The organism is Paenibacillus rubinfantis, from assembly GCF_001486505.1.
In the GTDB taxonomy this organism is placed as follows: Bacteria; Bacillota; Bacilli; order Paenibacillales; family Paenibacillaceae; genus Fontibacillus; species Fontibacillus rubinfantis.
Genome location: NZ_LN909063.1, coordinates 53,472 through 72,759 on the forward strand (window position 1 = coordinate 53,472; position 19,288 = coordinate 72,759).

At 55.8% G+C, this 19,288-nt stretch carries 16 protein-coding genes; 10 read left to right on the forward strand and 6 right to left on the reverse strand.

The window, feature by feature from the left end; genetic code table 11:
• Positions 1-97: 97 nt before the first annotated feature.
• From BN3277_RS05290 to BN3277_RS05315, 6 genes are all read left to right on the forward strand, one after another.
• Entirely contained in the window at positions 98-1,651 is a 1,554-nt protein-coding gene (locus BN3277_RS05290) for a M23 family metallopeptidase (RefSeq protein WP_082691332.1), read from the forward strand.
• A 172-nt stretch (positions 1,652-1,823) separates the two neighbouring features.
• Complete coding sequence (gene yycF, locus BN3277_RS05295; RefSeq protein ID WP_059041254.1) at positions 1,824-2,540, forward strand: response regulator YycF; 717 nt, start codon at positions 1,824-1,826, stop codon at positions 2,538-2,540.
• A gap of 1 nt (position 2,541) precedes the next feature.
• Positions 2,542-4,365 carry a cell wall metabolism sensor histidine kinase WalK gene (gene walK, locus BN3277_RS05300; protein ID WP_059041255.1) on the forward strand — a complete coding sequence of 608 codons (1,824 nt, stop codon included), beginning with the start codon at positions 2,542-2,544 and terminating at the stop codon, positions 4,363-4,365.
• Complete coding sequence (locus BN3277_RS05305; RefSeq protein ID WP_059041256.1) at positions 4,362-5,738, forward strand: YycH family regulatory protein; 1,377 nt, start codon at positions 4,362-4,364, stop codon at positions 5,736-5,738. The genes walK and BN3277_RS05305 overlap by 4 nt, the downstream gene beginning before the upstream one ends.
• 538 nt (positions 5,739-6,276) lie before the next feature.
• A complete protein-coding gene (yycI, locus tag BN3277_RS05310) occupies positions 6,277-7,026 on the forward strand; it encodes a two-component system regulatory protein YycI (RefSeq protein WP_059041257.1) in 750 nt (249 codons plus the stop codon).
• Positions 7,027-7,038: 12 nt separating this feature from the next.
• Positions 7,039-7,845, forward strand: a complete 807-nt coding sequence (locus BN3277_RS05315) for an MBL fold metallo-hydrolase (RefSeq protein WP_059041258.1) — start codon at positions 7,039-7,041, stop codon at positions 7,843-7,845.
• 302 nt (positions 7,846-8,147) lie between these two features.
• Here BN3277_RS05315 and BN3277_RS05320 read toward each other — a convergent pair whose 3' ends face one another.
• On the reverse strand, positions 8,148-9,545 hold the full coding sequence (locus tag BN3277_RS05320; RefSeq protein WP_059041259.1) for a family 4 glycosyl hydrolase: 1,398 nt from the start codon (positions 9,543-9,545) through the stop codon (positions 8,148-8,150).
• 138 nt (positions 9,546-9,683) lie between these two features.
• On the opposite strand from BN3277_RS05320, the gene BN3277_RS05325 reads away from it, so the two are divergent.
• Positions 9,684-10,565, forward strand: coding sequence for an AraC family transcriptional regulator (locus BN3277_RS05325; protein ID WP_059041260.1), 882 nt, complete (start codon positions 9,684-9,686; stop codon positions 10,563-10,565).
• 24 nt (positions 10,566-10,589) lie between these two features.
• Here the strand turns inward: BN3277_RS05325 and BN3277_RS05330 are convergent, their stop codons facing one another.
• Together BN3277_RS05330 and BN3277_RS05335 are read right to left on the reverse strand one after the other, a co-directional pair.
• Complete coding sequence (locus BN3277_RS05330; protein ID WP_059041261.1) at positions 10,590-12,362, reverse strand: sensor histidine kinase; 1,773 nt, start codon at positions 12,360-12,362, stop codon at positions 10,590-10,592.
• The gene (locus BN3277_RS05335; RefSeq protein WP_059041262.1) at positions 12,359-13,123 is read right to left on the reverse strand and encodes a response regulator transcription factor; all 765 of its coding nucleotides are present in this window, start codon (positions 13,121-13,123) and stop codon (positions 12,359-12,361) included. The genes BN3277_RS05330 and BN3277_RS05335 overlap by 4 nt, the downstream gene beginning before the upstream one ends.
• 262 nt (positions 13,124-13,385) lie before the next feature.
• Between BN3277_RS05335 and BN3277_RS05340 the strand changes: the two genes are divergently transcribed.
• The 3 genes from BN3277_RS05340 to BN3277_RS05350 are packed head-to-tail and all read left to right on the forward strand — an operon-like array spanning position 13,386 to position 16,527.
• Positions 13,386-14,753 (forward strand): ABC transporter substrate-binding protein, encoded by a 1,368-nt coding sequence (locus tag BN3277_RS05340; protein WP_059041263.1) that lies wholly within the window; start codon positions 13,386-13,388, stop codon positions 14,751-14,753.
• Positions 14,754-14,789: 36 nt separating this feature from the next.
• The gene (locus BN3277_RS05345) at positions 14,790-15,680 is read left to right on the forward strand and encodes a carbohydrate ABC transporter permease (protein ID WP_059041264.1); all 891 of its coding nucleotides are present in this window, start codon (positions 14,790-14,792) and stop codon (positions 15,678-15,680) included.
• 1 nt (position 15,681) lies between these two features.
• The gene (locus BN3277_RS05350; RefSeq protein WP_059041265.1) at positions 15,682-16,527 is read left to right on the forward strand and encodes a carbohydrate ABC transporter permease; all 846 of its coding nucleotides are present in this window, start codon (positions 15,682-15,684) and stop codon (positions 16,525-16,527) included.
• Between the two features lie 308 nt (positions 16,528-16,835).
• Here BN3277_RS05350 and BN3277_RS05355 read toward each other — a convergent pair whose 3' ends face one another.
• The 3 genes from BN3277_RS05355 to BN3277_RS05360 all read right to left on the reverse strand — a co-directional run bounded on the left by BN3277_RS05355 (position 16,836) and on the right by BN3277_RS05360 (position 19,286).
• Positions 16,836-18,149, reverse strand: a complete 1,314-nt coding sequence (locus tag BN3277_RS05355) for a 6-phospho-beta-glucosidase (protein WP_059041266.1) — start codon at positions 18,147-18,149, stop codon at positions 16,836-16,838.
• Positions 18,150-18,161: 12 nt separating this feature from the next.
• Entirely contained in the window at positions 18,162-18,293 is a 132-nt protein-coding gene (locus BN3277_RS26210) for a hypothetical protein (RefSeq protein ID WP_262362865.1), read from the reverse strand.
• A 126-nt stretch (positions 18,294-18,419) separates the two neighbouring features.
• A complete protein-coding gene (locus BN3277_RS05360) occupies positions 18,420-19,286 on the reverse strand; it encodes an N-acetylglucosamine kinase (RefSeq protein WP_082691333.1) in 867 nt (288 codons plus the stop codon).
• Positions 19,287-19,288: the final 2 nt, after the last annotated feature.

Here is a 19,288-nt window from a genome sequence, read left to right on the forward strand (position 1 = left end):
CTTTGCTGGGCTGTGTTAAAGTAAACAATAGCGGCAAAAGGTTAAAATTTTGAAACCATTTAAAGTCGAATCGAGTCGATGAATAAAGGAGATCGGTATGAAAGGTTTTACGGGAAAACGTTGGCAGCTGTGGCGCGGAGACAACTCTCGAACGCAGGAGCAACACAGCCGCCCGGAAAACGATTCAGAGAGATCCGAACTGGAGAGCGGACGAAAATGGTCCGATCTTCTGAAATCCCGCAAGATGGTCCTGGCTGGGGTCGCCGTGGTTGTTATCGCAGGCGCGGTCTATTTGACAGGACAGCAATACGTGAAGGCCAATACGGTATCTTATTACCGGGTCTACGTCGGCGGGAAGGAAATTGGCACGATCGCGAGCGAATCGCAATTACAGGCTCTTATTGAACGCAAAGAGCAAGAATATAAACAGAAGTACCCGGATGTGGATATGGCGGTACATACCGAGGGGATTAGCACCAAACCGGAGCAGGCCTACAAAGCCGAAGTGGATGCGGAATCAACCCTGAGCGAGTTGTACGGGATGCTGACCGGTTATGCCAAGGGCGTAGAGCTGAAGGTGGACGGCAAAGTGATCGCCGTCGTGAAGGACCAGCAGGCCGCCCGGGAAGTTCTGGAGCGGGTTAAATCGCAATATGCACCGGAGCCGGACGTGGCTGCCAGCACCCTGGCCGCGAAAGTGAAACGGACCGGCGGCAGCGCAACGGCGGGAGCCAAGACAAAGGCTTCCAGCGCGACGTTGGAAACGGTAGAGATTGCCGAAGACGTGGCGCAGGGCGAGGTCAAATCGGATCCCAACAAGGTGATGAGCTCCGAGGAAGCCGTACGCAAGATCCTCCAAGGGGACGAGGAAGCCATTCAGTATGAGGTGAAGGAAGGGGACACGATTTCGTCGATCGCGGCCCGTTTTGATGTGTCGCAGAAGGAGCTGTTCGCGAATAACCCGGGGGTTGAAGAGCGGACGCTGCAAATCGGGACACTGCTGAACGTAAAGGCAGTGCAGCCGGCTCTTACGGTTCGCACCGTTGAGCATGTGATGGAGGAGATCGTGACCGAACCCCAGGTCATCGTCAAGAAGAACGCCAGCATGCGGGCGGGGGAGACCAAGGTAATCTCGCCGGGCTCCAGCGGCCTGAAGACGATGGAATATCGGATTACGAAGGAAAATGGGATGGTCGTAGACGAAGAATGGCTCGGCCAAGAAGTGACGAAGAAATCGTCGCCTAAAATCGTCGTGCGCGGCACGAAGGTTGTGTTGGGTGAAGGAAGCGGGCAATTCGCCTGGCCGGTATCCAGCGCCAAGATGACAAGCAGCTACGGCGAGCGTTGGGGACGGACGCATAAAGGGATCGACCTGGTGTCCTCGAAACGCAACATCCTCGCCGCCGATGACGGCGTTGTCTCGTTCGTGGGGACGAAGACGGGCTATGGCAACTGCATCATCATCGACCACAAGAATGGCTATGAAACGCTGTACGGCCATTTAAGCAAAATCAGCGTGAAGAAAGGTCAGGTCGTCGAGAAGGGCGACAAGATCGGCGTCATGGGCAGCACCGGCCGCTCGACCGGCACGCATCTGCACTTCGAGATTCATAAGAACGGCAGCATTCAGAACCCGATGAAATATCTATAAGATGCGAGTCCGCCACCCTTGAGGGAGGCGGGCTTTTTTTGCCTCAGACCTTATTACCCCAAAATGTGAGTTGTCAATCGTTACCGGATCGGCGGATAGCTGATGCGGCGTTAGATATGGTAAGATAGAGGGAGCAAAAGCCCATGGCTGAAAGTTGGGGTGAACCTGATTCATGCAAGGAAAAATTCTGGTCGTGGATGACGAGAAACCCATTGCGGATATTTTGAAATTTAATTTGGAAAAAGAGGGCTACGAGGTCGTGCTCGCCTTCGACGGGATTGAAGCTACCCGGCTGGCGTTCTCCGAACAACCGGACCTGATTCTGCTCGATTTGATGCTGCCCGGCAAGGACGGGATGGACGTGTGCCGCGAGGTGCGGGCGAAGCTCGAGACGCCGATCATTATGCTGACGGCCAAGGACGGGGAGATCGATAAGGTGTTGGGCCTGGAGCTGGGCGCCGACGACTACGTGACCAAGCCGTTCAGTACGCGGGAGCTGCTGGCCCGGGTGAAGGCGCAGATGCGCCGTCAACAGAAGGCCGCGGCGGCCGAAGGTGCAGAGGAAACGAAGCAGGGGATCAGCCTGTTCGAGCTGTTTATCGACACGGATATGTACACGGTGCATAAGAATGGCGAACCGTTGGATCTGACGCATCGGGAGTTCGAGCTTGTGCATTACCTGGTCAAGAATGCCGGCAAGGTGATGACTCGCGAGCATCTCCTGCAGGCGGTGTGGGGCTTCGAGTATTTTGGCGATGTCCGCACGGTGGACGTGACGATTCGCCGGCTGCGCGAGAAGATCGAGAAGGATCCGAGCAAGCCGGAATACATTTTGACGCGGCGGGGATTGGGGTATATGATGCGGAGCTCCAAGGCGGGTGGACTCTAGAATGAATCTGCCCTCTTTTTTTCGCACGATCCAGGCCAAACTGATCATCATTTACGTGCTGCTGATCCTGATCGCCATGCAGTTGATCGGGGTGTATTTCGTGAGCGCGATGAAGACCTCGCTGACCAGCAACTTCACGAAGGAACTGCAGGAGCGGGCGGAGCTGCTCTCCGTGTTGGCGGCGCAAAACCTGGGCGTGACCGGAGAGTCGGCGGAGGAATCGCTGGAGAATCTGCGCGTACTGGTCAATAACCTGTTTAATATCGGCGGGGCGGAGATTCAGGTGCTGGATGCAAGCGGCAAGGTGCTGACGACGTCCAAGCCTTCCCACGCCGATTATGTGGGCACGAAGAATACGCAGACGGTTGTGAGCCGGGCCCTGCAGGGCATTCGCGATAACGAGGAATATATCATAGACGAGGATAACGTCCGCAAGAAGGTTGTGGCCAAGCCGGTGGTCAGCGGCGGGAAAATCGTCGGGGCCATCTACATCGCGGCGTCGATGAGCGAGCTCTATAATACGATGGAGCGGATTAATAATATTTTTATTTCCGGGATACTGCTGGCGCTGGGGTTGACGGCGGTGCTGGGCGTTATTTTGGCCCATACGATTACTTCGCCGATCAAGGAGCTAACCCGGCGCGCCACGGCGGTGGCCGAAGGGGAGTTCCATCAGAAGATGCCGGTGCTTGGCAACGACGAAATCGGTCAGCTTAGCAAGGCGTTTAACTACATGACGAGCCGGCTGCGCGATGCGCTGGCGCAGAACGAGGAAGAGAAGGAGAAGCTTGCTTCGATCCTCACGAACATGAGCGACGGGGTGATCGCGACGGATGAGACTGGACGGGTTATTCTGATGAACCGGCGCGCGAGCGAAATGCTGGGGACGTCGGATACGGGGCCCGACCGGGGCGATATCATGTCGTTGCTGAACCTGCCGGACGAGGAGAAGGATGTGCTGGAGCAAGGGACGATGCACTCGACGATCCTCGAAAATATCGGATCAGACGGGGATGTCTTCCTGATCCGGGTGACGTTTACGCCGATTCATCGGCGGGAAATCGGAATCATCGGCACGATCGCCGTCCTCCAGGACGTCACCGAGCAGGAGAAGCTGGAGGCGTCGCGGCGGGAGTTCGTGGCCAACGTGTCGCACGAGCTCCGGACGCCGCTGACAACGATCAAGAGCTATACCGAGGCGCTGGAGGACGGCGCGATGGAGGATCCGGAGCTCGGGTCCCGATTCGTGTCCGTGATCCAGAACCAGACCGAGCGGATGATCCGCCTCGTCACGGACCTGCTTCATCTGTCCCGCTTCGATTCGCAAGAAGCGGAGCTGCGCAAGCAGCCGACCAATGTGATGGAGATGCTGGAGGATGTGGCGGACCGGTTTTCTTTTCAGATGCAGGAGAAAGGGATCAAGCCTACGTTGTTTATCGCCAGTGATGTGGATACGGCGTGGATTGACCGCGATCAGATTGACCAGGTGCTGGACAACCTGATCTCCAATGGGATGAAATATACGCCGGAGGGCGGCACCATTACGTTGGAAGCGCGGTTGACCGAGGACCGTCAGCTGGCGATTTCGGTGCAGGATAACGGGATCGGCATTCCGAAGAAGGATCTGGACCGGATATTTGAACGTTTCTATCGCGTCGATAAGGCGCGTTCACGGAATATGGGCGGGACGGGCTTAGGTTTATCCATTGCCCGGGAAATTGTGCGGGCGCACGGCGGGACCATTTCCCTGCAGTCGGAATTCGGCAAAGGCACGAAGGTGACTTTTACGCTGCCGGCGGAGAAGCAAGGAGGCGAGGCACGGTGAAGGAAAGGGTCAAATCGCTGACGCTGGCCTTGCTGGTCGCGTGCAGCCTGGTGCAGAGTTATTTTCTCATCTATCAATTGCCGGGCAGCAATCCGGTGGTCAAGTCGGAGAGCGACTACATTCGCACGGAGAATATGGGGACGACCCTAGAGGCGGATGCGATGCTTTATCCGTCGCAAATCGCCGTTCATCTGGGCGAGGAGCGACACACCGTGTTTTACCCGGACTCGACGTTTTACAATTTGATCTACAACCGGCTGAAGGGCCGTCAGTTCGACGGGTTCCAGCGGTATGACATCGATAATATCAACTGGTCGGACATTCGCGGCAAGGATATCGGCGTGGAGCTGGAATTCGGCGGCGGGGTGCCGGTGGAGCTGCTGCAAAAGGTGATGCAGATCGCGCCGGACTCGCTGTTTGATGCGGAGAACGTCAACCGGCTGCTTATTTTTAATACAGGAACCGATGATCAGGTACGCGTCTTTTTCTTCAGCTCGCGGGGCGACGTCGTGTACGAAGCGACCAAAGCGGATTTAACGGTGCAGGACGTACAGCAGCAGGTGGATTTCGGCAAGGATTGGGTGCCGTATACCTTAACCGACGGGTATTACGTTCCCGAGGAACCGGTGGACCTAGTGGAAACCGGCCTGAACATCGGGTTATATACGGCGGAGCAGATGCAGCGAAGCTTGTTCTCCGATCTGAGCAATACCCGTTATATCCGGGAAAAGGACGGCTCCGAGATTTATACCGACAGTAAACGCAGCCTTCAGGTGAAGCAGAATCGGAATTGGATCAACTTCACCGATCCAGCCGCACCGTCGGCAGGGGAGAACAGTCCAAGCAAAAACGTGCTGTCCGCCATTGACTTCGTTAACCAACACGGCGGCTGGAACGGGAACTACCGGTTGGAGCAAACGAGCGATGGCCTGGAGGAAGACCAGCATCGGATTGTGTTCCAGCAATACTATGGGACCGGGCAGTTCGGTTCTTTTCCGATCATCGACTTGTCGACGTTCCATTACGGGGCGATTACGCTTGAAATGCGTCAAGGCACGATTACCGGCTATGAGCGCTCGTTGATTTACGGCTCCGGCGGCAGCTGGGAGAAGAAGGTGGTCTCCCTGCCGGGCGGCAAGGCGCTGCGGGAAAGCATCGCGTCGCTCCAAACGGAGGCCAGCATCGCTGGCTTGTACCCCGCGTACCTGCCGACGCTTACCGAGAAGGGCTTGCTGCTGAAGCCGACGTGGGTCGTTGAGCTGAGCAACGGCGCTACCAGGGTGCTGGGTCTGGGGCCGGTGGATAAGCCCGGTGCGGACGCGGACGCAGGGGAGGACGAGGAGGCCGGCAGCTCGGACGCGGCTACGAAGTAGGGTGCGGGGAGTTGTGGGATGCAGAGGCAGACGGGAGTGTAAACGTAACTGCAAGTGCAGTTGCCAGAGCGGTCGCAACTGCAAAGGTAGATGAGACTACAAAGGCTACTGTAACCACAACTGCAAACGTAACTGCAAATGCAAAGGCAACGTTACTGTGAACATGACAGCAAATGTAGTGCCAACTCTACTGTGAACATGACAGCAAATGTAGTGCCAACTCTACTGTAACCACAACTGCAAACCCAACTGCAAACCCAACTGCCAACGGAAACGAGTAACCCCTACTGCGACAAACGCTTCTTCGTAACGGTAACGGACTCAGGTGCCGTTATAGGGACAAAATTTAGGGGATCTCCACGCTAACGGACCCAGAAGACGCTATTTGGTCTACGTGGCTACAAATACCTCCACTTGGGGCGCAATAAGGTCTCTGGAGTCCGTTAGGTTGGGAAATCGCCGGGAAATTCATCAATAACGTCTCTACGGTCCGTTAGGGTTACAGAGGAGACGGATTTAGACGAAAGGGGGATAAACCATGGATTGGGGTCGGGCGAAAAACGTGTTGATTTACGCCTTTTTGCTGCTGAATCTGGTGTTGGGCTATCAGCTGTGGAACGATCTGCGCGAGCAGGCCGACTCCAACCTGGATATCACCGCCCTGGAGAATAATACGCAGCAGACGATGGAAGAGAAGGGCATTCGCGTGCTCGCCAAAATTCCGACGGAAACGCCGGAGTTGCCTAAGATCGCCTACCGGTTCGTGGATGACGCACAAAGCGGCAAGCTGACCGACCTGCCGGTGCCGGTCGACAGCCGGTTGATCTTTGCGCCGCGGGATTTAACGGCCGCGCTGAAGAATAGTCTGCCGGACATCGGGGATTACCGGTATGACGAGGTGGCGAGCAGCTCGGAAGTGTTTGTGCTGCATCCGCTGGTTGATGGGAAATGGCCGCTGTTTAAAATCGAGCTCAAGCTGTTTAACAGCAATCAGAAGATCATTTCGTACCAGCGCCGAGCGATTGAGATCACCTATCCGGAGGAGGAGAAGCCGCAGCGCGTGTTGTCGGCCACGAAGGCGCTGGGTAACCTCATCGAGAACTTCTTGCCGGAAGGTTCGGTTGTGACCGAAGTTGAGTTGGGGTATTACGGCGAGGTGTTCGATTCGGACGCCCATCTTCCGGCCGCGCCGGCATGGCGGTTTATGCTGGAGAGCGGCAAGGAGTATTACGTGCAGGGCATCAGCGGCGATGTCATCAGTCCGAACACAGAGAAAACGAAGGAGTAATGGGAGGATTTTATGGGGATACGATTTTCGGTGCTGTCGAGCGGTTCGACGGGTAATGCAACGCTGGTTGCCAATGGGGAAGTCACGTTGATGGTTGATGCCGGCTTTAGCGCCAAACGCATTGATGAGCTGATGATGGAGCGCGGGGTAACCGGGCAGGAGTTGACGGGCATTCTGGTCACGCATGAGCATTCGGACCATATCAAGGGCTTAGGCGCGGTGGCGCGAAAATACAATCTGCCGATCTATGCGAACGAGAAGACGTGGACGGCCATGGAAAAAGCGATCGGGAACCTGGCGGACGACCAACGCTGTATCCTGGGCACTGGGGAAACCCGCGATTTCGGCTCGCTCCGCGTGGAGTCGTTTGCGATCTCGCATGACGCCGCCGAGCCGGTAGGCTACAATTTCTACGACGGCAAGGAGAAGCTGAGCGTATGCACCGACCTCGGATACGCCAGCGACAAGGTGAAGGAAGCGATCTGTGACGCCGACGTGTTGGTGCTGGAGGCGAATCACGATATCGAGATGCTGCGGATGGGACGTTACCCGTGGAATATTAAGCGGCGTATTCTCGGCGACCTGGGCCACTTGTCCAACGACGCAACTGGGGAGCTGATGAGCGAGATCCTGAACGGCCGCTTGAAGCGGACGTATCTGGCTCACCTTAGCCGTGAGCACAATATGCTCGACCTGGCGAAGATGTCGGTTCGCAGCGCCATGGAGGACCGCGGTTGTTTCTTCAAGGACAACGAGTTCAAGCTCTGCGAAACGTATTACGACCGGCCGACGCCGTGGGATGTGTTGAGCGAGCGGTAGGTGGTAGGTAGTAGGTGGTGGCGGTGGGAAAGGCTTGTTACCTAAAGTAGCTCATTTGGTGAATGGATATGATTTTTCGAATACAATTCTATTGCTGAAGGGTTAAAGTCTGCATTGTATTCGATTTTTCATATAGAATTGGGTCGATGGAGCTTCGGAGACGGAAATATATATGAAAAATCGAATAGATTCGGTTGAAATCGCCGAAAGCGGCGAAATGTATTCGGTTTTTCGCATACATTACCCTCATAGATAGACAAACAGACCGCCCGGGGATCATCTCTCCCCGGGCGGTCGTTCTTTTACAGCTCCCACCCTGGCAAATACGCCTTGGTGTTGTTTAGCATCGTCGCGAACAGCTCTTCCGCCTGGTCCGGCGTGAGGCCGGAGAGCAGCGGGTCGTTCGAGAAGGCGCGGAAGGCTAGGTCGCGGTCCTTGTGGATAGCTGCCTTGAGAAGTGCCTCCTGGTTGTAGACATGCCGGGTGACGAGGTTGTTGATGTCCTCCGGCAGGCTGCCCGCCAGCACCGGCTGAACGCTGTCCGCGCCAAACACGGCGTTCGTCTCGACAACGGCGTTCAGCGGCAGCGAGGCCATCTGGCCGCGGTTTGGCAGGTTGACGTTGGTGACCATCGGGGCGCTGGCGCCGGTTAAGCTGCGCAGCATGGCGATGCCTTCCTCGCCGCTCGATTTCAGCGAGAACGACTCCTCGCCGGCAACGAGCCGGCGGCTGCGATCGCGCAGCTTCTGCAGGTTGTCGATGCGCCAAGCCACGGTTGTCAGGCCGAATTTCCACTGCTTCACGTGCTCAGGGCTACGCAGATACCAGGTGTTGGGCATAAATTCGGCCAAGTGGCGGTCACCCGCGGCAGCGATCAGTCCAAAGCGGCGGAACAGATCGAAATGGATGCGGTTCGCCGACGTGAAGCTGTTGTTCATCCAGTGGTCTTTTTGACCATGGGCGTTGAACCCTTCTTCGGCATATTTCTCGGCAAAAGCCCGGTAGATCGGGAACAGATCGGTGCCGCGATAGGAGGCGCGATCCAGCCAGGTGAAATGGTTGATCCCCAGCACGTTCACTTCGATGTCTTGACGGCGGACTTCGGTAAGTCCCTCCATATCCTGCAGCATTTCCGCGAGCAGCTCCTGCGTGCCAAACACCTCATGGCAGCAGCCAAAGGCTTTGATGCCCGGGAACACCTCGTACAAGGTGCGGGTCAGCACGCTCATCGGGTTCGTGTAATTGATGACCCAGGCGCCGGGCGCGTGGTCACGGATGGCTTCGGCGATCTCCACGTACATCGGAATGCTGCGCAGCGCGCGAATCGCGCCGCCCGGGCCGACGGTATCGCCGACGGATTGATAGACGCCGTAAGCTTCCGGCGTATGTACGTCCGAGCGCATTTCCTCAAACGTGCCGGGGAGGATGGAGATGATCACGAAGTCGGCACCCTTCAGCGCTTCCGGCAAGGTCTTCACCGCTTCGTAACGCCAGCGGCCCACCGCATCCGGATGATCCTGCAGACGGTTACCAATTACCTCATTCGCCTGCGCCGCCGCAAAGTCGATATCATATAAGGCCACCTGCCCGGAGAGCGCCGGTTCCAAAGCCAAGTCGCTCATCAATCCCCATGCCCAACCGCGCGAACCGCCGCCGATATAAGCGATCTTCAAATTTTTGACCGTTGTTGCTTCTGTCATAGCTCGTTCACTCCCTTAAATGATGTTACAATAAACATAGAGCAAAAATAGAAAAGTTACCGCACGGATTTTGTTAATTTGAGCTGATATTCTACATTTATTGCTGTTGTGAGACGTTAGCGTAGGGGAGGGAGCGGAATGAAGATGGAAGGACAGTTAGCGCCGATTCGCCGGATGCTGTTCATCGAGGCGGCGAAGCAGCCGGGACGGTTCTCGATGGAGGGGGAGCATTTTCATGATGCCTGGGAGATTTATTATCTCGTATCCGGGGAACGGTGTTATTTCATCAAAGATCAAATCTACCGCATTTGCGCGGGCGACCTCGTACTCATCCCGGTGAATGTGCTGCATAAGACATCGCCTTCGGGGAAGCTGTCGCAACCCCATGAGCGGCTGCTGGTGAACTTCCGCACCGAGGCAGTGAGCACGCTGCTTCCCGGGAGGGAGGAAGAGCTGGAGCGGCTTTTTCAACGGTATCCGGTGCTGCGCTTAAACGCCGAGGAACAGCACCTTGTACAGCCGTTGCTGGCTCGGATGCTGGCGGAGCAGAAGGAGCAGGCCAGCGGTTACGAGGATTACTGCCGATTGCTGTTGGCCGAGCTGCTGCTGAACCTGCTCCGTATGGCTCATACACGGCCGAACCACGATGGGGAAGAAGGGGGCGGGAAGCGCCCTTACCGGGAAATCGCCGAAGTAGCCCGCTACATCAATGCGCATTACGAAGAGAATCTAAGCTTAAGCGAATTGGCCGGCCGCTTCCACCTCAGTTCGTATTACCTGAGTCATATGTTCCCCAGAGTCACGGGCCTGACGTTGGTCGCCTACATCAACCGCGTCCGGATCGAGGAAGCCTCCGCACTGCTGAGTGGCACGGAGCTGCCTGTGACCGATATTGCCTACCGCGTTGGCTACCAAAGCGTAACCCACTTCGGCCGCATGTTTAAGAAGGCCAAAGGGGTCTCGCCGCAAAGCTACCGGCGTGAGCAACGTATGTTTAGCGGCAACCGGCGCGATAAATAAGGACTAAGAAGGATTCACTCACATTCACTCACGCTCCGACAATGGCCGCTCCTCCACTGCGGGCACGGACAACTCCACCATCGTACCGAGCCCCGGCTTGCTGCGCATCCGGAAGGTAAACTCGTGCTCGTAGGTGAGTCTCAAACGCTTGCATGTATTGTACAGCCCGACATGCTCGGTCCGCTCCTCGTCGGAATGCAGCCGCTCCACGATCTGACGCAGCTCCTCCGCCGGGATGCCGCAGCCGTTGTCGATCACGGTAATGTGCAGCCGCTCTTCCTTCCGCCGGAATTTCACCTTGATGAGGCCTTGTCCGTCTTTTTCCTTGATGCCGTGGTAAATGCTGTTCTCCACCAAAGGCTGCAGCACCAGCTTAATCGTGTACAGGCGAGTGATATCCTCTTCGTAGTCGAACTGGACGTCGAACTTGTTTTTGTACCTTTTTCGCTGGATATTGACGTAGCTGACGGTGTTGGCAATTTCCTCGCCCCAGGTGACGATTTTGGTTGGGTCGCTAAACGAGTAGGACAGGATATCGGACAAGTCCTCGATCATCTCGCTGGCTTTGTTCGGCTTGCCGGTCAAGGCCACGGACTCCCAGTACACCGAATGCAACGTGTTGTACAGGAAATGCGGATTGATTTGCGATTGCAGGGCAAGCAGCTCCATGACTTGAAGGCGGTATTTTTTCTCCAGCAGCTGGGTTTTGATGTACCGGTGTTCGATAAAATGAGTGATCATGTTCTGAATGATGTAGGAGTATTCGTCCCGCACCTTCAATGGCGGTTTCAGCGGCACCCGGCTGTCGTCGGCCGATTTGATCAACGTGCGAATCATCTTCAGCTGCTTGTAGTTGCGGCGGATCAGGTAAAAGGTCAGTAAGAATCCGCAGGCCACCGCGATCATAGCGAATACCAGCGTGTAGTTGAAAATACGCGTTGGCGTTTTGTACAACTCGCTGTGCGGGATCACCGAGACGTATTTCCACTTATATCGTTCGGACTCGACCTTGGTCACGTTCACTCTACCTTCAGGAGTGTCCATATCAAAGAAGGATGCCGGATTTCCGGCGATAGATCGGGTTTGATCCTCCTGCAGCCGCCCGCCGTGATGGTTGGAGAAAATGACGTGGTTCTCCTCATCCAGCACAAACAGCTGTTGATCCGGGTACTTGGTGATGTCGTCCAAAATGCTCTCGATATACTTTGGCTTAATGTTCAGGATGATCGCGATTTTTTGCGGAACCAGCACGTTATAGAAGGTAACGATCGGCGTTGCATCCGATTCGAAGTCGTAAAATTTAATATTCCGGCGCGACGTCCATTTGGCCGGCGGTCCGGTATAGCCCATAAAGGCATCGTACCAAGCGGTATCGTAAAAATGGTCCAGCGTCACCAATCCCCCCACCGACGACAGGAAACGTTGATATGGGTTGTCGACGTACAGGTAGAACGATTGGATATACGGCTTGGAGCTGGTGAACCCGTTTAGGAAGCTGGAGATAATCCGGTAAGAGGTGGAGCTTTCGTAGGTGTAATGCGGATTTTTCAGCACGGACGACAGTTCATTGAAGATCGCAGTATTGTCGTAAAGCGCCAAGTACAGCGTATCGATCTCGTTCAGGATCATCTCCAGCTGGGTTTGCGACTGATGAAGCAGGAAGCTGCTGTTCTGATTGATGTCTTTCTTGACGTCGTGCTGCGTCGTCAGGAAGGACAGCGAGCCAAGCAGGATGATCGGCACAAGCAGCGGAACGAGAAATGCGGTCAGCTGTTTGGCGAAATATTTGTCCCTCATCCGTTGGCGGGGCCGTTCCGGTATTCGCTGGGCGTTTGGCCGTAATAGCTTTTGAACGTCCGCGTGAAATTTTTGGCGTTGCTGTAGCCGACCTTCTCGCTGATCTCATACGTTTTGTAGCTGACATCGCGAAGCAGGCTGACGGCCATTTCCATTTTGGTTTGCAGCACGTAATCGGAGAAGTTTTGCCCGGTCTTTTGCTTGAAAAAGAAACTCAAGTAGTTGGCGTTCATATGCACGAGCCGTGCGACCTCCTCCAGGGAGGCATCTTTGTAGTTGGTTTGGACGTATTCCTTAATCTTCTGGATCATGAGACTTTCTCCGCTGCCTGGTCCAGGTGCGGAGGGGTCCGTCCCCAGCTCCGGCGTTTCCGCAGCGGCTTCCGCTTCCAGCTCTTCTTTGATTTTGCTGAAGACCTCCAGGAGCACGTGGTATTTGGCCGGCTTCAGGATATAGTTGATGACGCGGTAATGCAAAGCCTGCTGGGCATATTCAAAATCCCGGTAGCCGCTAAGGAAGACAACCTTGATCTGTCGCCGCCGGTTGTACAGCTGCTCGGCCAGCTCGATCCCGGACATCACCGGCATCTTAATGTCGGTCAGCACGATGTCCACGCGCTCGCCCTCAGCGATGAAATGGAGCGCTTCTTGTCCGTTATTAGCCTGGCCGACGACCTGAAAGCCCACTTCATTCCACGGAAAATAACTCGACAACGCTTCGCGCGTCTCCGCTTCGTCATCTACGATCAATAGGTTATACATTCGCTCACCCCGGCTTCTATGCAGTCAAATGTAATGGCTTACATTGATTATAACAGATCGCCTAAAATGGGTTGTAAGCGTTTTATCATTCGACGGAAAACATCTGAAAAAACGATTCTTTTTATAACAAGAAGATACCTTAGGGTAGAATTTCCGCGAAATGGGATACCTTTTTCTAAGGACAGCTACCTTATCGGGAGACCCAAACTGATTCTATAATAAGAGCGCTTACAAATTTAGTGAGTCCTTAAGGGGGAAATGAATGATGGGAAGAAAAAAGGTTTGGGCGCTAGGCTTGACTATGGCACTCCTTCTCGCACTTCTGAACGGCTGCTCATCCGGGGGGAACGAGGCGGCAAAGAATACCTCTACTACAGTCAAAGATGAACCCAGCGAAACTACCGCGGATGCCGGGAAGCCGGTGACCTTGCGCTTTAGCTGGTGGGGCGGCGAGGATCGTCATGCGGCCACGCTCGAGGCGATCGAGGCGTATAAGAAAATTGCGCCAAATGTCACGATTGAGGCGGAATATCAAGGGTTTGACGGGTACGAGCAAAAGATCAAAACCCAGCTGACCAGCGGGACCTCGGCCGACATCATGCAGCTGGACTTGCCGTGGGTGCAGGAACTGGTGACGAAAGGTGACTTCTTCGTTGATTTGAAGACGATGGGGGACTTTAATGCCAGCGGGTTTGACCCCACGTTCCTGGACAACTTCGGCGTCTATGACGGCAAGCTGGTGGCGGTGCCAACCGGCGTTAATGCCTACTGCTTGATCATCAACAAGACGTTGGCCGACCAACTGGGTATTCCAACGGACATTCAATGGGATTGGGATACGCTCTATGAGCAAGGTAAAAAGCTGCATGAAGCCGATAGTGGCAAATACCTGCTGCTCGCCGACCACGCGGCGTTAACTCAGGATTTCCGCACGATGCTGAAGCAACGTACGGGTGAGCAATGGATCAAGGAAGACTACACTGTTGGCTTCACGAAAGAAGACGCTGCGGCTAGCTTCGACTGGCTGCAAAAGGCGATGGAAGCCGGCGTATATCAGCCGATCGGTGAAGCGGACCTGTTCTTCGGCAAGCTGGATCAGAACCCGAAATGGATCAATCAAGAAATGCCGATGACCACATCGATGAGCAGTACGCTGCCGACGTTGAAGACGGTGCTGCCGGAGGGAACCGAAATCGTAACGGCGCTGCCAGCGATCGCCAAGGATGCCAAAAACACCGGCGTCGTGGTCCGTCCTTCGCAGCTATTCGCCGTCAGCCAAAAAAGCCAACACCAAGAAGAAGCGGTGAAGTTCCTTAATTGGTTGATGAACGATCCGGAAGCGGCGGTGATTCTGGGTGGGGTTCGTTCGATTCCACCGGTGAAATCGTCGCAGCAAGCCGCCGTGGAAGCCGGCAAAATCGACGCCGCGATCACCAATGCGGTTGAGCTGGGCCTGGAAAATGCAGGACTGGTGGACAACAGCATTTCCAACAACTCGGAGGTCGCCAAAATTCTCGAGGACGTCATTCAGAAGGTCAGTTATAACAAAGCCACACCGGAACAGGCCGCCGACGAGCTGATCGCCAGCTTAACATCCAAATTGGCCGAGATTAAAGACCGTACTCAATAAACAGGTTGTTAGCGGTAGGAGGGGAGAGGGTCCGCCATGATCAAACGTAAACGGAACTATCAGTATGTCGGACTGCTGTACATTTCACCATGGATCATCGGGTTGCTGCTGTTTCAGCTGTATCCTTTCTTGTCTTCGTTTTATTACTCGTTTACGAATTACAACATGGTCAGCGCCCCGACATGGACGGGTTGGGACAATTACGTCAAGATTTTTACGGGGGATCCGGAGTTCTACCAGTCCCTGAAAGTCACCGGCATTTACGTGCTGCTGGCCGTTCCGGTTAAGCTCGCCTTCGCCTTGTTTATCGCCATGCTGCTGAGCGCGAAGCTGAAGGGGATCAACCTCTTCCGCACGGTGTATTACCTCCCCTCCATTCTGGGGGGGAGCGTGGCGATCTCCGTCCTCTGGCGCTTCCTGTTTATGAAGGAAGGGGTCGTGAACGCCATGTTAGCCCGGCTCCATCTCGGTCCGGTCGATTGGCTGGGCAGCCCGGATGTGGCCTTATACACGCTAGGCTTGCTGACCGTGTGGCAGTTTGGCTCTTCAATGGTTTTGTTTCTCGCTGGCCTACAGCAGATTCCAACGGAACTGTACGAAGCCGGATCCATCGACGGCGCCTCCAAAACGCGGATGTTCTTCAAAATCACCGTCCCACTGCTGACGCCTATCGTGTTATTTAACCTGGTGATGCAGATGGTTAACGCATTCCAGGAGTTTACCGGCGCATTTGTCATCACCGGCGGGGGACCGTTGAAATCAACTTATCTGTATGCGTTGAAGCTGTACGAGGAAGCTTTTACCTTCTTCAACATGGGTTATGCGTCGGCGTTGTCCTGGGTGCTGTTCGTGATTATCATGGGCGTGACGGCGGTTATTTTCAAGAGCTCGGGCAGTTGGGTGCATTATGAGGATGGGGGGCGATGACATGAGGACAAGTGGAATTTTAAGAAAACCATGGGCGAACTACCTCTTTCTGATCGTGCTCGGTTTCATCATGGTGTATCCGCTGTTGTGGTTGTTCGCTTCTTCGTTCAAAACAAATGCGGACATCTTCGGCTCCACGAAGCTGCTGCCGGGCAGTTACGTGCGGGATGCCTACTCGCTGGGCTGGCAGGGCACGGGTCAATACGGATTCCAGGATTTCTTCATGAACACGTTTATGCTCGTCGTGCCAACCGTATTGTTTACGATCCTCTCCAGCGTGTTGGTGGCGTACGGGTTTGCCCGATTCCATTTTCCGTTGAAAACGCTGCTGTTCTCCATCATGATCGCCACCTTGATGCTGCCGAATGCGTCGATCATGATTCCGCGATACATTCTGTTTAACAAGCTGGGGTGGCTGGATTCGTATCTGCCGTTTATTATCCCGGCGGCCTTCGCGACGGGCGCGTTTTTCGTCTACCTGATGATCCAGTTCATCCGCGGCTTGCCCCGGGACCTGGACGAAGCGGCGACGATTGACGGGTGCAACTCGTTTACGGTGTTGACCCGGGTGCTGCTGCCGCTGTGTAAACCGGCGATCTTCTCTGTGGGGATCTTCCAGTTCATGTGGACGTGGAACGACTTCTTCAACTCGATTATCTACATCAGCAGCGTGCGGAAGTTCACCGTGTCGCTGGGGCTGCGCTTGTCGCTGGATGCCTCGTCCGCGGTCTCCTGGAATCAGGTCATCGCAATGTCGGTCGTCAGCATCGTACCGTGTATCCTGCTGTTTTTCCTGGCCCAGAAATACTTCGTTGAGGGGATTTCAACGACGGGGTTGAAGGGGTAGGGAAAAGAGGGGGCGGCGGGGCCCAAGGCTGGAGGTGCTCTAGGGGGGTTCGCCCGGCGTGATGCGGAATTGTTGTATTTCCTACAACATTTGAACGGTGAAACTAGCCAATAGGGCGGAAATGTTGCAATTCCTACAACATTTCTTCCACTCCAAACTGGCCTGCGGGGTTGAAATTGTTGTACTAACTGCAACATTCTAGCCGGTGGCCGCCCAAACTCCAGAAAAATGTTGCACTTTTTGCAACAAAAAAAGAGCTCCTCTCCCAAAACCACGGGAGGGGAGTTCTTTATGATGTGATGCAAGGTTTACTGCGGGAAGAAGTTCGGCAGGTACTCCTTGTTCGCCTCCAGCATCTCGTCGAGCAGCTTGATGGCGACTTCGACCGATGGGACCAGCGGGTGATGCGCCAGTGCCTGCAAGGCGAGGTCACGGCTGCCGGTAACGGCGGCGTCGATCGCGAGCTGCTCGTAGGTTTTGACCGCATGGATCAGGCCCTTAGCCATCGGCGGGATCTTCGTCAGCGGGAGGGGAAGCGGGCCGGTCTTCGTGACCACGCAATTCACCTCGATGCTGGCATCGTCCGGCAAGAAGTCGAGGATACCATTGTTGGCGACGTTCAACGTCTGGATGTCGTTGGTGCCGTTATACAGCGAACGCATCAGGTTTACCGCTGCCTCCGAGTAATACGCACCCCCGCGCTGCTCCAGCTGCTTCGGCTTCTCCTTCAACTCGGGATTGTTGTAGAGCTCGAACAGCTCCTCTTCGACGCGTTTCACGACCTCGGCGCGGTTTTGCCCCTGATTCAGGGACTCCAGCTGCTCTTCCAGCATGGCATCGGTCATGTAGAAATATTTCAAATAGTATGAGGGCAGGGCGCGCAAAGAGCGGAGGAAGTCCGGGTTCCATTCCCGAGCCGGCACGTTTTTGGCGCTGTAGCCCGCCGTGTCGGCCAGCATTTCGTCCAGCTTATCTTCCCCGTTCACCTCGACCCGAGATATCCAATGCAGATGGTTCAGCCCAACGAATTCGGCATACACCCGGTCCGCGGCGACGCCATATTTGCCGGAGACCTGCTTGATCAAACCGATCGGCGCGTTGCAAAGCCCGATGCTTTTCACCTTGGAATACTTGAGAATCGCTTCAGTCACCATGCCCGCCGGGTTGGTGAAATTAAGCAGCCAGGCGTTTGGCGCCAGCTCCTCGATGTCGCGGCAGACGTCCAGCAGCACGGGAATCGTACGCAGCGCCTTTAGCATCCCGCCGGGGCCGGTCGTCTCTTGGCCGATGACGCCGTACTTCGGCGGAATCGACTCGTCCCGAGCCCGGGCATCAAGCATGCCGACACGCATCTGCGTGCTGACGAAGTCCGCGCCGGCGATGGCCGCCCGGCGATCCGTCGTTAGATGCACTTCGATTGGGACACCGGCTTGCTCCACCATCCGCTTGGCCAGGTTCCCCACGATGTTCAGCTTACGCAGGCCCGGCTCAATGTCGACCAGCCACAGATCCCGCACTGGCAGCTCTTGGTGGTGCCGAATAAAACCCTCCACCAGCTCGGGTGTATAAGAAGATCCGCCGCCGATAACGGCGATCTTTAATCCTTGATTTGTCGTAGCCAAGATGAATCACTCCTATCTTAGGGTATAGGGGATAGCGTCAAATTCACGGTAAGCCGCCATCCGCTCGTGCATTTCACCGGAGACGGTAAGACCGTCTTCCTCCATGGCTGCCCAGACGGCGCCGACAACCGGCTCCGTCGACAACGTCACCACCGCGGCGCGCGGCGCTTCCGCCTGAACAGCGCGCTCGATCGGCCCGCGGATCCAGCCGCGGTCGTCGGGGAAAGAAAGTGGAGAAGACGGGGGATGATCGGTGGGAACACCGGTCTCTTATACGCATCTAGAGGTGGTAAAGAGCCGGGCTTCCGCCTGAACAGCGCGCTCGATCGGCCCGCGGATCCAGCCGCGGTCGCCTCGCGTCAGCAGGCTGCCGGCCAAGACGACGTCAAACGCGTCGTCCTTCATCCCCAGCCTGCGAATCACCGCCACAGCGGACTTGGCCAGTTCGGTCCCCTGACGGTTCAAAATCTCCAGCGCGACCGCATCGCCCTCGGCCGCCGCCGGGAACAACAGCCGCGTTGCGTCCACAGGGACATGCTTTCCATGGTCCAGGAAATCATTAAACATATCGTCCACGGTGGTGTACCCGAGCATTTCCAGCAACAACCCGGTCAGCCGGGTCGGCTGCTCGCGGCCATCCCAGGCGCGGATGACGGAGCGGAACACCTCGATGTTCAGCGCGCCGCCACCGCCGAAATCGCCGTACATATAATCGAAGCCGCCGCATTGAACATGCTCGCCCTGCGGGTTGCGACCGGCCGCGTTTGTGCCGGTCCCGCAGATCAGGGCGACGCCGTAAGGGCGGTTCGTGCCCGCGCGCAGCCCGATCATCGTGTCACAGTTGATCGTATATGTTGTAAACCCGATTTGTTGAACCATCGGGTGGAGGATTCGGTAATCCGCTTCACGGTCGGCACCAGCCAGCCCCAGGTAGGCATGCTGCAGATCCTCCAGGCGGATTCCCGCCTCGCCTACGGCCATCAGCGCGGCTTCGCGAAGACTGGCAGCCGCTGTAGCGGCGCCTGTCTGGTGATTGCCGTTCCCGCTGTGGCCTTTGCCGAGCACATGGCCATGCTCATCGGTCAACAGGGCGTAGGTTTTGGTGCCGCCTCCATCGATCCCCATATAATAAGTCAATC

Coding starts and splice junctions, on each gene's coding strand:
- BN3277_RS05325 (WP_059041260.1), top strand. CDS start 9,684: ATGAAGATGGAAGGACAGTTAGCGCCGATTCGCCGGATGCTGTTCATC.
- BN3277_RS05320 (WP_059041259.1), bottom strand. CDS start 9,545: ATGACAGAAGCAACAACGGTCAAAAATTTGAAGATCGCTTATATCGGC.
- BN3277_RS05335 (WP_059041262.1), bottom strand. CDS start 13,123: ATGTATAACCTATTGATCGTAGATGACGAAGCGGAGACGCGCGAAGCG.
- BN3277_RS05315 (WP_059041258.1), top strand. CDS start 7,039: ATGGGGATACGATTTTCGGTGCTGTCGAGCGGTTCGACGGGTAATGCA.
- BN3277_RS05340 (WP_059041263.1), top strand. CDS start 13,386: ATGATGGGAAGAAAAAAGGTTTGGGCGCTAGGCTTGACTATGGCACTC.
- yycF (WP_059041254.1), top strand. CDS start 1,824: ATGCAAGGAAAAATTCTGGTCGTGGATGACGAGAAACCCATTGCGGAT.
- yycI (WP_059041257.1), top strand. CDS start 6,277: ATGGATTGGGGTCGGGCGAAAAACGTGTTGATTTACGCCTTTTTGCTG.
- walK (WP_059041255.1), top strand. CDS start 2,542: ATGAATCTGCCCTCTTTTTTTCGCACGATCCAGGCCAAACTGATCATC.
- BN3277_RS05350 (WP_059041265.1), top strand. CDS start 15,682: ATGAGGACAAGTGGAATTTTAAGAAAACCATGGGCGAACTACCTCTTT.
- BN3277_RS05345 (WP_059041264.1), top strand. CDS start 14,790: ATGATCAAACGTAAACGGAACTATCAGTATGTCGGACTGCTGTACATT.
- BN3277_RS05290 (WP_082691332.1), top strand. CDS start 98: ATGAAAGGTTTTACGGGAAAACGTTGGCAGCTGTGGCGCGGAGACAAC.
- BN3277_RS05330 (WP_059041261.1), bottom strand. CDS start 12,362: ATGAGGGACAAATATTTCGCCAAACAGCTGACCGCATTTCTCGTTCCG.